1 protein-coding gene is annotated in these 16,279 nt (G+C 67.0%); it reads right to left on the bottom strand.

Features of this window, described 5'->3' with window-relative positions; all coding sequences use genetic code 11:
• Positions 1–53: 53 nt before the first annotated feature.
• Positions 54–16,205 carry an SDR family NAD(P)-dependent oxidoreductase gene (locus ACLFLU_RS41210; protein ID WP_426410337.1) on the bottom strand — a complete coding sequence of 5,384 codons (16,152 nt, stop codon included), beginning with the start codon at positions 16,203–16,205 and terminating at the stop codon, positions 54–56.
• Positions 16,206–16,279: the final 74 nt, after the last annotated feature.

Here is a 16,279-nt window from a genome sequence, read left to right on the forward strand (position 1 = left end):
GCCGGCTCAAACCTCGAAAACAACCCCATGCACAGTAGACGGGGGCTGCGGGATCAAGGGGTTACGGGGGGTGACAAGATCCGCAACTTCTCTCCTCCCGCGGTCATGATCCCTTTCTCGAACAGCGCGTCGATGTGCCCAGGCATGTCCGGGTGGGCGTACATGGAGCTGTGAGTGCCTCCCACCATGATGATGGACGTCATCTCCAGTCCAAACCGACTCCAGCCCAGATCCGGGACCAAATGGTCTTCGAGGCTCCGAAGTCCGGGATCGTGGTCCCTGGCGTGGAGCATGTAGATCGGTGCGACCACCTCCGGCAAGGCGTAGCCGATCTGACCCTTGACGTTGTCGGAGATCATTTCGCGCAGGGCCTCGGTTGATGGAGCGCCGGTGAGTTCGGCCAGCCTTTCGGAATCATCCTCGGCAAGGCCATACGTTCTCATCAAATGTGCCCACCCGATTCCGTCGACGACCTGCATCATCGATGTCGGCACGGAGGTAAGGTCAGGCGGCGCCTGCGAATCAAGCAAGGCAATTCCCGTCACGTGATGACCACGACGTTCCAATTCAGCAGCCAGTGCGATGGCGACAACCCCGCCGAAAGAGCCTCCGACAAAGAACACGGAGCGGTCACCGATCCAGGACTCCACGTGTGGCGCATAGTTCAAAGCCAGGTCTTCGACAGTTCCATTCAGAAGCCCTTGCTCTGCGAGTGGGTATGGATTGAGACCCGCGATAGGATAGTCTCCGCCCAAGTCCTTGATCGCCTGGGGCGTGTTCTCGCGGGTGGAGCCGTGGCCGAGACCCGGGATGTAAATCAGGACCCGATCTCCAAATCCCGGGCGTATCGGAACGATGCAAGAGGAGTTTCCCTTGTCGAGCAGGGCGGTCATCTCCGCCAGGCCCGAAAGCCGCCGTTCCAGGTCGAGCTGGCGCAGGAATTCTGGATCTGCGCTGTCGAGCAATGCCGCGAGTGACGTCAGCCCTTCGAGTTTCGACCGGGTCTTACCTTTGCCTCCCGCACCTTGCCGCTGCGATGCGCGCTCGCTGGACGCAATCTTTTCCTGTAGCAGCTGCGCGATCGCCTGCGCCGTCGGATAATCGAAGGCCAGCGTGGTCGGCAGCTTGGCTCCAATTTGCCCCGACAGCCGGTTGCGGAGTGCAACCGCCATCAGCGAGTCCAGACCGAGATCCTTGAGCGATTGATCCGCAGGTACCGACGAGGCCCCGGGCAGCGCCAGCACTGCCGCAATCTCCGCCTGCGCCAGCATCACCAGCGCCTGCAGCCGATCCGCATCGCTCGCAAGCGAGGCCAGCCGCGACCGCAGACTGTTGGTGTCGCCGCTTCCCGCAGACGCGCGTCGCAAGCCAGTGCGTATCAGGCCACGGTACAGTGGCGGAACGTCCTCACCGAACTGGCGCTGCATCGCGCCGAGATCCAGATGGATCGGAATCACCATCGCCTCGGGCAGCGCCTGCGCCGCATCGAGCAATTCGAGCCCAAGCTCCAACGACAGCGCCTGCACACCTTGCCGCCGCATCCGCATCAGCTCGGCACGGCCCAGATGCGCCGTCATGCCGACGCCGCGCTGTTCCCACAGGCCCCACAGCAGACTCTGCGCGGCAAGACCACGATGCCGCCGCTCCGCCGCAAGCGCATCCAGGAACACGTTCGCTGCCGCGTAGTTCGCCTGCCCCGGACTGCCAAGTCCCCCCGCCGACGAGAACAGCACGAACGCCGCGAGATCCAGATCTGCCGTCAGCTCATGCAGGTGCCAGGCGCCATCGAGTTTTGGTCGCAGCACACGCTCGAGACGCTCGACGGTCAGCCCCGGCACGATCCCGTCATCCAGCGTCGCCGCAAGGTGGAACACACCCGTCAACGGACGTTCTGGTGCAATGCCGTTCAAGACCTCGCCAACCGCGTTGCGGTTCGAAACGTCGCAACTCACAATCTCGACCGTCTGCGCGCCCAGCTCCTGCAGCCCGGCCACGAGCTCCGTAGCGCCGGGCGTCGCCATGCCGCGGCGCGACGTCAGCAGCAGATGACGCACACCGTGCTTGGCAACCAGGTGACGCGCGACTTCACTGCCGAGCTCGCCTGCGCCACCCGTGATCAGCACCGTGCCGCTAACATCGAGATGACGCGGCTCGCCCGCACCGGCTCCGGCGCGCATCAGTCGCGGCGCCAGCACCGCACCATGGCGCAGCGCCAGCTCCGGCTCAGTCGTCGTCGACGTCAGCTTCGACAGCAACGAAACATCCGTAAGGACTGTGTCGACGTCGATGAGCTGCAGCCGGCGATCCGGATGCTCCGCCCGCGCGCTTCGCACCAGGCCCCACAGCGGCGCCCGCGTCAGTCCGCTGGCGCCTTCGTCAGGACCCGTCGCCACCGCGCCCCGCGTCAGCCACGTCACATCCGTCTCGTTCAGCCGCGCGTCGCCGAGGATCGCCTGCAGCTCGGCAAGGCCACGCTCGGCTGTCGCATGCGTTGCGGCAAGCACGTTCTCGCCCACATCCGGCAGATGGTCGAACACGATCTGAGCAGGTATCTCGCCGCCTTCGTCGAGGCGCGCCACCAACGCCGGCACGTTTGCAAGGTGATCAAGTCCCAACTGCGCCGCCAGCTTGCCGTCACCGCCTACAATCAGAGGTGCCGCATCATGTCCGGCATCATTTGCAGCCACCGCACGCCAGTCCAGGCGATACAGATGCTGCGCCTCGCTGCGCGCGGCATCGCGGATCTGCGCCTCGCTCGCCTGCTTCAGCCTGAGGCCCCCGACATGCGCGACCACACGCCCATGTCCATCCGCAAGCTCTAAACGTGCCAGCGCCTCGCCCTCGCCGCTGCGTTCCACGGACGCACGGACCCGTAGCTCGCGTGCACCTTGAGCGGCTAGCGATATCTCCGACCATTCGAACGGCAGTAACATCGACCCGTGTTCGAGGCCCTCAACCTGCGCAAGGGTCAGCACATGCAGCGCGCTGTCCAAGAGCGCCGGGTGCAGGCCGTAACTCTCGGCCGACGGCCCCAGCGCTTCCGCAAGCACAGCGCGGCCAACCACGGCATCGCCAACCCGCCAGGCCTCGACCAGCCCCTGGAACAGCGGCCCGTAGCCGTAGCCTCGCGCAGCCAGCCGGGCATAATGACCCGTCAAATCGATCGGCTCGCCGCCGACCGGTGGCCACACCTCGAGGCCGATCTCCGCATCCTGCGCCGCGTCCTCCGCAGCCTCTCCCAGCACGCCCTGCGCATGCAGCGTCCATGACGCACCCTCGGCCGCATCTTCCGCGCGGCTGTAGATGTTCAGGCCGCGGCCACCTCCGGCGCCCGCCTCGGCACCATCCACCTGAACCTGCAGCCGGACCCCGCCCTCCGCCGGCAGCACCAGCGGCGACAGCAGCGTCAGCTGCGACACAGAAGTGGCACCGACCGCACGTGCCGCCGCAAAGCCGAGCTCCAAGAGTCCCGTCCCGGGCAGCAGCACCGTTCCGAACACCTTGTGGTCGCCGAGCCAGCCCGCCTCCGACAGCGACAGCCGCCCCGTCAGCAGGAACCCATCGCTCTCCGCCAGCGGCGTCGCCGCACCCAGCAGCGGATGCGAGGCATCCGACAGCCCCATCGTCGCAACGTTCCCGCCCGGCTTCTCAGCCTCCAGCCAGTAACGCTGCCGCTGGAATGCATAGGTCGGAAGCGAGGCAACCGGATGCTTCGCGCTGTCGCCGCTCTCACCAACCGCCTTCGCCCAGTCGACGCCAACACCGTGCACATGCAGCGCGCCGAGATTGCGCAAAAGCTCCGACATCCCGCCGCCGTCGCGGCGCAGCGATCCCACCACCACGCCATGCTCGCCGCTCGCCGCAGACAGCGGCATCGCCAGCACCGGATGCGCGCTCGCTTCCACGAACACGCCGTGCCCGCTCCCGATCAGCTCGGTCAGCGCAAGGTCGAGCCGCACCGTCTGCCGCAGGTTCCGGCACCAATAGGCCCCAATCAGCGATGCTCCCTCGCAGCGCGTTCCCGTCACCGTCGAGATCATTGCCACCTGACCCGGCTGTGGCGCGAGGTCCGACAGCAGGCCTTCCAGCTCCGGCAGGATCGGGTCCATCTCCGCGCTGTGCGAGGCGTAGTCCACATTGACCTGCCGGCAGAACACCCCTTCCTTGCCGAGATGGCCGACCCAGCGCTCGACCACTTCAGTCGGCCCCGAGACCACCGTCGAGCCCGGCGTGTTCACCACCGCCACCGACAAGCCGGACCATTCCGGGACCTGCAATCGCTCTTCCACAACGGAAGCCGCCAGCTCCGTCACCGCCATGGCCCCGCGTCCGCTCAGGCTGCGCAACAGCTGGCTGCGCAGCGCCACGACCCGGGCGCCGTCCTCGAGCGAGAGGATGCCGGCAACCACCGCGGCTGCGATCTCGCCCTGGCTGTGACCGACCACCGCCGAGGGCTGCAGTCCGAGACTGCGCCACACGGCGGCAAGGCCGACATTCATCGCAAACAGCGACGGCTGGATCACGTCCACCCGCTCCAGCAGGGAGGGGTCGAGATCCTCATCGCCGCGAAGCACGGATGTCAGCGACCAGTCCGTGTATTTGGACAACGCCGTCTCGCAGGCCGCAATTGCTTGCGCAAACACCGCCGATTCCGCCAGCAGGGCCCGGCCCATCGATGGCCACTGACTGCCCTGTCCGGGAAACACGAACACCACTCGACCACGGTCGCGGGCTTCTCCGACCGACACCGCCGCATGCGGGCGACCCGCGGCCAGCGCACCCAGCGCCTCTGCGGCTTCCGCCGCATCGCGCACCGACACCGCCGCGCGCGCGGCGAACTGCGTCCGGTGCAACGCCGCCGTCGCAACCACTGACCTGAAGTCGACGTCTTGATGCTGCGACAGCCATTCGCCGTACCGGCCCGCCTGCGCACGCAGCGCCGCCTCGTCACGGCCCGACACCAGCAGCGGGATCACGGGCGAAGATGTATCAGCCACGCTGACAGAACCGGCGCGCACCGGCGCCTCCTCGATCACGACATGCGCATTGGTCCCGCTGATGCCGAACGAGGACACGCCGGCACGGCGCACATGCGCGGCCTCACGCGGCCAGGCCCGTGCCTGCTGCAGCAGCGACAGCCCGCTGCCCTCCCATTCGATCCGGCGGCTCGGATGCTCCGCATGCAGCGTCTTCGGCAAGACTTCGTGCCGGAGCGCAAGCACCATCTTCATCACGCCGAGGACGCCGGCCGCCGCCTGGGTGTGCCCGAGGTTCGACTTCGACGAGCCCAGCCACAGCGGGCGATCTTCGCGCCGCGTCGGCCCGAACACCGCGGCCAGGGCGCCGGCCTCGATGGGATCACCGAGACTGGTCCCGGTGCCGTGCGCCTCCACAACGTCGATCTCGTCGGGGCTCACCCCGCTCGCCGACAGCGCCGCACGGATCACGCGCTGCTGGCTCGGACCGTTCGGCGCCGTCAGACCCTGGCTGCGTCCGTCCTGGTTCACTGCAGAGCCGCGGATCAACGCAAGAATCTCGTCGCCATCCCGTTCCGCATCCGACTGCCGCTTCAACACCAGCACGCCGCAGCCTTCGCTCCAACCGGCGCCATCGGCGCCGTCCGAGAAACTCTTGCTCCGGCCGTCGGGCGCGACAGCACCCGCGCCCATGCTGACCAGAGCGATTGGCGTACACATCACGTGCACACCGCCCGCCAGCGCCAGGTCGCACTCGCCCTGCCGCAGCGCCGTGCACGCCAGATGCAGCGCTGACAGAGACGACGAGCAGGCCGTATCAATCGTCATCGCCGGACCTTCGAGGCCCAGCACATAGGAGACGCGGCCCGCCAGCACGCTCGACAGCTTTCCTGTCGTCGTCCACATCGTCGTCTCCTCGAGCGAGCGATGCATGCCATAGTCGCTGCCCATCGAGCCCAAATACACGCCGGTCCGGCTCTCTCTGAGCCCCTCCGGCTGCAGGCCCGCGCGCTCCAGCGCCTCCCACGCCGCTTCCAGGATCAGGCGCTGCTGCGGATCTATCTCCACCGCCTCGCGCGGCGAGATGCCGAAGAAGCCCGCGTCAAAATCCTCCACTGCGTCGACGAAACCGCCTTCCTGCGTCAGCCATCCCGTCACCACTTCCAGGCGGCGCAACAGATCCCGGCTCCAACGACCCGGCAGCGGTCCCACACCATCGCCACCGCGCTCCAGCAGCGACCAGTAGCTCTCGGGACTCACTGGACCTCCGGGTGTGCGGCAGCTCATCCCCACAATCGCGATCGGCTCCGATGCCGCCGCCGATGCGCCGATCGCCCGCCGCTGCTCCAGACGGACAGAAGCGCGACCGAGCTCGAGCTTCTCGAGCAGGAGGCGCGACATCGCGCGCGCCGTCGGATAATCGAAGGCCAGCGTGGTCGGCAGCTTGGTCCCGACCCGCTTCGACAGGCGGGTGCGAATCTCAGCCGCCATCAGCGAGTCCAGCCCGAGATCCTTTAGCGGTTGATCCGCGGGCACCGAGGCGGCCCCGGGCAACGCCAGCACCGCCGCAATCTCTTCCTGCGCCAGCTCCACCAGCGCCTGCAGCCGCTCCGCATCGCTCGCAAGCGCAACCAGCCGAACCCGCAAGGCGTTGGTGTCGCCGCTCAACGTCGAGGCACGCCTCAAGCTGCCGCGCAGGAGAGCGCGATACAGCGCCGGCACGTCGTCGGCGAACTGTCGCTGCACCACGCCGATATCGAGATGGATCGGTATCACTGCCGCATCAGGCAACGCCTGCGCCGCATCCAGCAACGAGAGCCCAAGCTCCAGCGGCAGCGCATGCACGCCTTGCCTGCGCATCCGCATCAGCTCGGCCGGGCCCAGATGCGCCGTCATGCCGACGCCGCGCTGCTCCCACAGGCCCCACAACAGGCTCTGTCCGGCAAGACCACGATGCCGCCGCTCCGCCGCAAGCGCATCAAGGAACGCGTTTGCTGCCGCATAGTTCGCCTGCCCCGGACTGCCGAGCGCGGCCACCGACGAGAACAGCACGAATGCCGCGAGATCCAGATCCGCCGTCAGCTCATGCAAATGCCAGGCACCATCGAGTTTTGGCCGCAGCACACGCTCCAGCCGCTCGACATTGAGGGCCGGCACGATCCCATCGTCCAGCGTTGCTGCCAGGTGGAACACGCCCGTCAGCGGACGCTCCGGCGCAATGGCGCTCAACACCGCGCCAAGTGCGGCGCGATCAGAGACGTCGCAACTTGCAACCTCAACCGTCTGCGCACCCAGCGCTTTGAGCTCCGCCACCAGCTCACTCGCTCCAGGCGTGGCCATGCCGCGGCGCGACGTCAGCAGCAGATGACGCACACCGTGGTTGGAAACCAGGTGCCGCGCGACCTCACTGCCGAGCTCGCCCACACCGCCCGTGATCAGCACTGTCCCGCCGGCCGCAAGACCCTGCGGCTCGCTCGTGCCGGCTCCGGCGCGCACCAGCCTTGGCGCCAGCACCGCGCCACGCCGCAACGCTAGGTCAGGTTCTGATGTCGTCGACCTGAGCTTCGACAGCAATGTTGTATCCGCCAGCGGCACATCCACGTCCACAAGCTGCAGCCGCCGATCGGGATGTTCCGCCCGCGCGCTCCGCACCAGTCCCCACAACGGCGCGCCCGACAGCCCGCCTGCGCCTTCGTCGGGACCTGTGGCCACTGCGCCCTTCGTCAGCCACGCGACCGACGTCTCGTTCAAGCGCGCTTCGCCAAGGATTCCCTGCAGCTCGGCAAGGCCGCGTGCGGCCGTCGCATGCGTCGCCGCAAGCACGCACCCGTCCGCCTCCGTGAGATGGTCGAACACGATTCCAGCGGGAATCGCTCCGCCTTCGTCGAGGCGCGCGATAACAGCGGCAATGCTGTCGACATGATCAAGACCGAAATGCTTCGCCAGCGCGCCGTCGCCGCCGACGATCAGCGGCAAGGCTCCGCCCTCGTTCAAGGAGATCGGACGCCACTCCAGGCGATACAGATGTTGCGTTTCGCTGCGCGAAGCCTCACGGATCTGCGCATCGCTTGCTTCTCTCAGCCGCAGCCCGCCAAGGCGCAGCACCGCGCACCCATTGCCATCGGTCACTTGCAGCGCCGCCAGGGCTTCGCCCTCGCCGCTGCGTTCCACCGACGCACGAATACGCAATTCCTGCGCACCGGTCGCGACCAGGGACACGTCTGACCACTCGAACGGCAGCAGCACCGATCCGTCGCCAAGGCCTTCGACCTGCGCAAGGGTCAGCACATGCAGCGCGCTGTCCAGCAGCGCCGGATGCAACCCATACTCGTCCGCCGACGGCCACAACGCCTCCGCAAGCACTGCGCGTCCAACCACGGCATCACCAACGCGCCAGGCCTCGATCAGCCCCTGGAACATCGGCCCGTAGCCGTAGCCGCGTCCCGCCAGCCGCGCATAATGACCCGTCAAGTCGATCGGCTCGCCCCCGACAGGCGGCCACACCTCGAGGCCGCTTGCATCAATATTGTCTTCTGCTTCTGCCGCCTCGCCCAGCACGCCCTGCGCATGCAGCGTCCACGACGCACCCTCAGCCGCATCTTCCGCACGGCTGTAGATGCTGAGGCCGCGGCCACCGCTACCCGCCTCGAGCCCGTCCACCTGAACCTGCAGCCGGACCCCGCCTTCCGCCGGCAGCACCAGCGGCGACAGCAGCGTCAACTGCGACACAGACGTTGCACCCACCGCACGTGCCGCGGCAAAGCCGAGCTCCAAGAGTCCCGTCCCCGGCAGCAGCACCGTTCCGAACACCTTGTGGTCGCCGAGCCAGCCCGCCTCCGACAGCGACAGCCGCCCCGTCAGCAGGAACCCATCGCTCTCCGCCAGCGGCGTCGCAGCCCCCAAGAGCGGATGCGAGGCATCCGACAGACCCATCGTCGCAACGTTCCCGCCCGGCCTCGCCGCCTCCAGCCAGTAACGCTGTCGCTGGAATGCATAGGTCGGAAGGGATGCAACCGGCGCCTTCGCGCTGTCGCCAAGCGCCTTCGTCCAGTCGATGTAAACGCCGTGCACATGCAGCGCACCGAGAGCCGCCAGCAGCGCCTCGCTGCCATCGCGTCCGCGACGCTGCGACGCCACCACCTGCATAGCTGAGCCTTCCGACAGGCAACCCGCCGCAAGTCCCGTCAAGATCCCGTCCGGACCAAGCTCAAGGCTTGCCCGTACGCCTTCGGCCTCCAGCACATGCACGCCGTCGAGGAAGCGCACGGCCTTGCGTACCTGCCGCACCCAGTAGTCCGCGCTGCACAGCTCGTCCCTTGTCGCCAGGCGCCCCGTCACATTGCTCACGATCGGCAGGCGCGGCGTGCCGAACGAGACCGACGACAGCACCTGGCCGAACGCCTCCAGCATCGGCTCCATCCGCTGCGAGTGGAACGCGTGGCTGACCTGCAGGCGGCTGGTCCGGCGGCCCTTGCTCTTGAACTGTTCCGCCAGCGCCAGCACCGCGGCTTCATCGCCGGAGATCACCGTCGCGCGCGGCCCGTTCAGCCCGGCAATCTCGACACCGTCGGCAAGAAGCGGCAGCACTTCGGCTTCGCCTGCCTCGAGCGCCACCATGGCGCCGCCTTTAGGCAGTGCCTGCATCAGGCGGCCGCGCGCGGACACCACGCGGCAGGCATCCTGCAGCGACCACACGCCGGCAACATGCGCGGCCGAGAGCTCGCCGATGGAGTGGCCCAGCAGGATGTCGGGTGTGATGCCCCACTGCTCCAGCTGGCGGAACAGCGCCACCTCAATTGCAAACAGAGCCGGCTGCGCATAGGCGGTCTCGTCCAGCTTCGACGCCGCCTCCGAGCCTGCTTCCGCAAACATCACGCTACGCAGCGGCAGATCCAGCAGCGCGTCAAAATACCCGCACACCTCCTCGAACGTGGCGCGGAACGTCGCGCAATTCTCCAGCAGCGCCCGGCCCATGCCGATCTGCTGCGCGCCCTGGCCCGTGAACAGGAACGCCAGCTTCCCGGCCTGCTCGCCTCGCGCTTCGCCGATCGACACCGCCGCATGCGGGCGACCCTCGGCTAGCAATCGCAGCGCGTCTGCCGCCTCCGCCGCATCACGCACCGACACTGCGGCACGCGAGCCGAACTGCGTCCGGTGCAATGCCGCCGTCGCCACCACGGAACCGAAGTCGACGTCCGGATGCTGCGACAGCCATTCTCCGTAGCGGCCGGCCTGTGCACGAAGTGCGGCCTCGTCTCGGCCCGACACCAGCAGCGGGATCATCGGAGATGATGCACTATCTCCGACCGCCGCACTCGCCTCCACACGTGCCGGCGCCTCCTCGATCACGACATGCGCATTCGTCCCGCTCAGTCCAAACGCGCTGACGCCTGCGCGCCGCGGCCGGGCCACATCACGGGGCCACGCTGTCAATTGATCCACGACCTCGACATTCAAACGTTCCCATTCCAGATGCGGATTGAGCGGCCGACAATGCAGCGTCGGCGGCAACGCTTCGGCCTCGAAGCTGGCGAGCATCTTGATCACACCGACCAGGCCCGCTGCTGCTTCCAGATGTCCAACGTTGGTTTTCACAGCCCCGAGCTTCAATCGCCCGAGATCCTCGGGTCGCGCGTTGCCATACACCGCGTGCAACGCCTGGACTTCGATCGGATCGCCGAGCGACGTTCCCGTTCCGTGACATTCGACGACATCGATGTCGGCCGCATCCAAACGCGCATCGGCCAATGCGGCGCGCAGCGTTTTCTGTTGCGCCGTTCCGTTTGGCACGGTAAGGCCCGAACTTGCGCCGTCGTGGTTGACCGCCGTTCCGCGCACCACGCCTATGATCTGCTTGCCTTGTGCCTGCGCATCCTCCAGCCGCATCAACGCCACGACAGCGGCACCCTCGCCACGTCCGTATCCGTCAGCAGCATCGGAAAACGTCTTGCTTCGACCATCAGACGCCAGCGCGCGCGTCTGCGACAACACCACAAACGCTTCCGGACTCGACGCCACCTGCACGCCGCCCACGATCGCCAGGTCGCACCGTCCCGATCGCAAATGCTCCGAAGCGAGATGCAGCGCGACCAACGACGACGAACATGCCGTATCCACGGCCATGACCGGACCTTGCACGCCCAAATGGTATGCAAGCCGCCCGGCAGAGAATGCCGCCCCTCCGCCCGTCGCGGCGTAGGCGTCTGCCTCCTCAAGGTTGAAACCTCGGGTCTGATATTCATTCGGGCCTATGCCGATGAACAACCCTGTCGTCGATTCCACGAGGGACTTCGGCACGATCCCGGCATCCTCGAGTGCCGACCACGTGACCTCAAGCAGCAGCCGATGCTGCGGGTCGATCTGCGCTGCCTCCCGCGGCGAGATGCCGAAGAAGCCCGCGTCAAATCCTGCCACATCGTTCAGTAACGATGCTTCCTTGACGTAGGATGTCCCTCGATGTTCGGGATCCGGATCGTAATAGGTTGCGCGGTCGAAGCGCTCCGCGGGAATCGGTCCCAACGTATCCGCGCCCGTCGACAGCACCTGCCAAAAACTCTCCAGATCTTCAGCGCCACCTGGGAAACGCAGCCCCACGCCGATGATCGCAAGCGCTCCTGACGCTTCGCCATGACGCACGATCGTCGCGGTCTCAAGTTTTCTTGAGCTGTCCGCCAGCTCCAATGCCTCCAAAACCCATTCGCTCACCGCCTTCAGGTTGGGATGGTCGAACGCAAGTGTCGCCGGCACCGACAGACCGGTTTGCTTTGCAAGCCTGTTTCGGACCTCCACCGCCATCAAGGAGTCCAGGCCCAACTCCGCGAAGCCGACCTCAGATGCCAAAGTTTGCGGCTCGTTGATCCCCAGCACCACGGCAACGAGATCCCGCACCAGCGACAGCACGCGGCTACGGCGCTCACGAGCGGTCAGCTTTTGCAGCTCAGTCCTCAGGTTGTGCGCATGACCATTCGCGTTGTCCCCGCCGGATGCTGCCCGCGCGGCCTGCACCTCCGGAAGTTCGCTCAGAAGGGGACTGGAGCGGCCCGCCAGTTCGCTCGTACGGGCCCAGTCGATATCAAAGACCGCGAGCTCCGCTCGACCGTCATCAAGTGCGCGCTCCAGTCCCAATAGACAGAGCTCTGGCTTCATGAAGGAGCCGCCGCGACGGCGAAGCTGAGCCTCGGCGTTCGGAGCCACAGCCATTCCTACATCCGCCCACGCACCCCAGTGAATGATCGTCGCCGGCAGTCCCTTGGAACGTCGCAGGTGGACCAGACCCGTCAGCCCGGCATTCGCGGCGCTATAGGCGGACTGGCCATAATTGCCAAGCAAGCCAGCGGCCGATCCGTACAGCACAAACGATGCGAGTTCGCTGCCCCACCGTTGCGCCGAATCATGCAGCGCCCAGGCGCCGCCGAGTTTGCCGCCCTGTTCTGCTTCAATCGCCTCAAGGGTCAATTCGTTGAGCGGGACATCCACCACGTCGCCGGCCAGGTGGAAAATGTGACGCAGCGCAGGCCTGCCCGCTTTGCTGGATGTCAGCTCACGTATGAGAGCGTCGACGGCGGCGTTGTCGCCGACGTCACACGCCCTCACCTCCGCGCGACATCCCTTGCCCGCGAGTGCCGCCACCAGGTCCGCCGCTCCGGGCGCATGTTCGCCACGTCGCGACGTCAGGATGAGATGCTGCGCGCCTCGCTCCGCCAGCCAATGGGACAGGAACGATCCCAGCGCTCCCGTACCGCCGGTGATGAGTATCGTCCCCAGCGGATTCCATTTTTTCGCAGCCGTCTTCGCGCCGGTCCGCGACGGCACATGGTGCAGCTTTCGCGTCCAGAAGTCCTGGCCCCTTAGGGCAAACTCTTCGCCCGTCGTCTTGGCCAACAGGAACGTGGCCGCCATCCGCCGCAGTGCGGCGTCATCGGCAGGTCCCAAGTCTGCCAGCCCGCCAAAGGCGTTCGGGAGCTCCAAACTCAGCGTTCTGCCAAGCCCCCACAATGCTTGCAGGTAGGGTGCTGCCGGCACATCCTCGTCTTTGATCCGCAGAGCGTGAGGCGTGCACAGCCACAGGCACGTTGCCGAGGCGTCTTTTCGCTGACCGATGCTCTGTGCGAGCATCACGGCTTCGCTGGTCGCTCGCAGCCAGGGTTTTTCTTCCGCCACAGAGTTCCCTGACGGCAGCTCTCCCGCCAGGTACACGACCGCGCGCGGCAAGAGAGCGTCTGCGCTGCCCGCCTCTGCTCGCAGTCGAGCCGCGGCCTCGTTCACTGTGAGACACTCGACGACTGTCCCCTGCGCGCGAAGGACTTCTTGCAACCGCTCCAGGTGAACCGCGTCGGGCCACTGGCCACTCACCAGCCAGCAGACGCCGTCGGTGATCTCAGACGATGCCGAGGTGCTTATCCTCTGCCATTGATCCTCATAGCACCAGCTGTCGACCGTCGCGTCCGCTTCAGTCTGCTCGTACCAATTGCTCAGGGCCGGCAACAGCGCCGACAGATGCTCGCGTTGTCCGCCTTCCGGAAGCCGCAGGAGCTGCTCGACACGCTCCATGCTGCCGCTCTGCACTGCTGCCCAAAAGCGGGCATCAACACCATTTTTCGATTCAGCCGGGCTCGGCTTCTCCGCCTCCAGCCAGTAACGCTGACGCTGGAATGCATAGGTCGGAAGGGATGCAACCGGCGCCTTCGCGCTGTCGCCAAGCGCCTTCGTCCAGTCGATGTGAACGCCGTGCACATGCAGCGCACCGAGAGCCGCCAGCAGCGCCTCGCCGCCATCGCGTCCGCGACGCTGCGACGCCACCACCTGCATCACCGAGCCTTCCGAGAGACAGCCCGCCGCAAGTCCGGTCAAGATCCCGTCCGGACCAAGCTCGAGGCTCGTCCGCACGCCTTCTGTGTCCAGCACATGCACGCCGTCGAGGAAGCGTACCGGGCTTCGCACCTGGCGCACCCAGTACGCCGCGCTGCAAAGCTCGTCCCTGGTCGCCAGACGTCCCGTCACGTTGCTCACGATCGGCAGACGCGGCGTGCCGAATGAGACCGACGACAGCACCTGGCCGAACGCCTCCAGCATCGGCTCCATCCGCTGCGAGTGGAACGCGTGGCTGACCTGCAGACGGCTGGTCCGGCGGCCCTTGCTCCTGAACTGCTCCGCCAGTGCCAGCACGGCTGCTTCATCACCGGAGATCACCGTCGCGCGCGGCCCGTTCAGCCCGGCAATCTCGACGCCATCGTTAAGCAGCGGCAGCACTTCGGCCTCGCCGGCCTCGAGCGCCACCATGGCGCCGCCGGCGGGGAGTGCCTGCATCAGCGCCCCGCGCGCCGCGACCACGCGGCAGGCATCCCTGAGCGACCACACGCCTGCAACATGCGCGGCCGAGAGCTCGCCGATGGAGTGACCGAGCAGAATGTCGGGGGTGATGCCCCACTGCTCCAGCTGGCGGAACAGCGCGACCTCCACGGCGAACAAGGCAGGCTGCGCGTAGGCGGTCTCGTCCAGCTTCGACGCCGCTGCCGAGCCTGCTTGCGCAAACATCACGCTACGCAGCGGCAGATCCAGCAGCGCGTCAAAATGGCCGCACACCTCCTCGAACGTGGCGCGGAACGTGGCACACGTCTCCAGCAGCGCCCGGCCCATGCCGATCTGCTGCGCGCCCTGGCCCGTGAACAGGAATGCCAGCTTGCCTTGCTCGCCCCTGGCCTCGCCAACCGACACCGCCGCATGCGGACGGCCCTCAGCCAGCGCACGCAGCGCGTCTGCGGCCTCTGACGCATCGCGCACCGAGACCGCGGCCCGCGCGGCAAACTGGGTCCGATGCAATGCTGCGGTGGCAACGACAGAGGACCAGTCTGCCTGCGGATGCTGCGACAGCCATTCGCCATAACGGCCCGCCTGCGCACGAAGCGCCGCATCGTCACGGCCGGACACCAGCAACGGGATCACGGGCGAAGATGTATCAGCCACGCTGACAGAATTGGAGCGCGCCGGCGCCTCCTCGATCACCACATGCGCATTGGTTCCGCTGATGCCGAACGAGGACACGCCGGCACGGCGCACATGGGCGGCCTCGCGCGGCCAGGACCGGGCCTGCTGCAGCAGCGACAGCCCGCTGCCCTCCCATTCGATCTGGCGGCTCGGATGCTCCGCATGCAGCGTCTTCGGCAAAACCTCGTGCCGGAGCGCGAGCACTATCTTCATCACGCCGAGCACGCCGGCCGCGGCCTGGGTGTGCCCGAGGTTCGACTTCGACGAGCCCAGCCACAGCGGACGATCCGCGCGCCGCGTCGGCCCGAACACGGCGGCCAAGGCGCCGGCCTCGATGGGATCACCGAGATTGGTCCCGGTGCCATGCGCTTCGACGACGTCGATCTCGTCGGGGCTCACCCCGCTCGCCGACAGCGCCGCGCGGATCACGCGCTGCTGGCTCGGACCGTTCGGCGCCGTCAGACCCTGGCTCCGTCCGTCCTGGTTCACTGCCGAGCCCCGGATCAACGCAAGAATCTCGTCGCCATCCCGCTCCGCATCCGACTGCCGCTTGAGCACCAGCACGCCGCAACCTTCGCTCCAGCCCGCGCCATTGGCGCTATCCGAGAAGCTCTTGCAGCGCCCATCCGGGGCCATGCCGTTATCAGGACCTAGCGCCACCAGCGTCGTGGGCGTCGACATCACGGTCACGCCGCCCGCCAGCGCGAGATCGCACTCGCCCTGCCGCAGCGCCGTGCAGGCCAGGTGCAGCGATGACAGCGACGACGAGCACGCGGTATCCACCGTCATCGCCGGACCCTCGAGGCCCAGCACATAGGAGACGCGGCCCGCCAGCACGCTCGACGTCGTGCCCGTCGCCGTCCACACCGTCGTCGCCTCGAGCGAGCGCGTGCCGTAGTCGCCGGCCATCGCACCGAGATACACCCCGGTCCGGCTCTCGCTCAGTCTCTCCGGCTGCAGGCCCGCGCGCTCCAGCGCCTCCCACACCACTTCCAGGATCAGGCGCTGCTGCGGATCCATCTCCATCGCTTCCCGGGGCGAGATGCCGAAGAAGCCCGCGTCAAATTCAGCAACCCCGTCGATAAAGCCGCCTTCCTGCGTCAGCCCGCCCGTCACCGCTTCAAGGCGCCGCAGCAGCTCCCGGCTCCAGCGCCCCGGCAGCGGACCCACGCCATCGCCACCGCGCTCCAAGAGCGACCAGTAGCTCTCGGGACCCGTCAGGCCGCCAGGGCCGCGGCAGCTCATCCCGACAATCGCGATCGGTTCGGAGGAGGCGTTCTCCACCGCTTCCAGAGACGACTTCAGATCCCGAATCTTGT

The sequence above is a fragment of the Bradyrhizobium ganzhouense genome, from assembly GCF_049949285.1.
Lineage (GTDB): Bacteria > Pseudomonadota > Alphaproteobacteria > Rhizobiales > Xanthobacteraceae > Bradyrhizobium > Bradyrhizobium ganzhouense.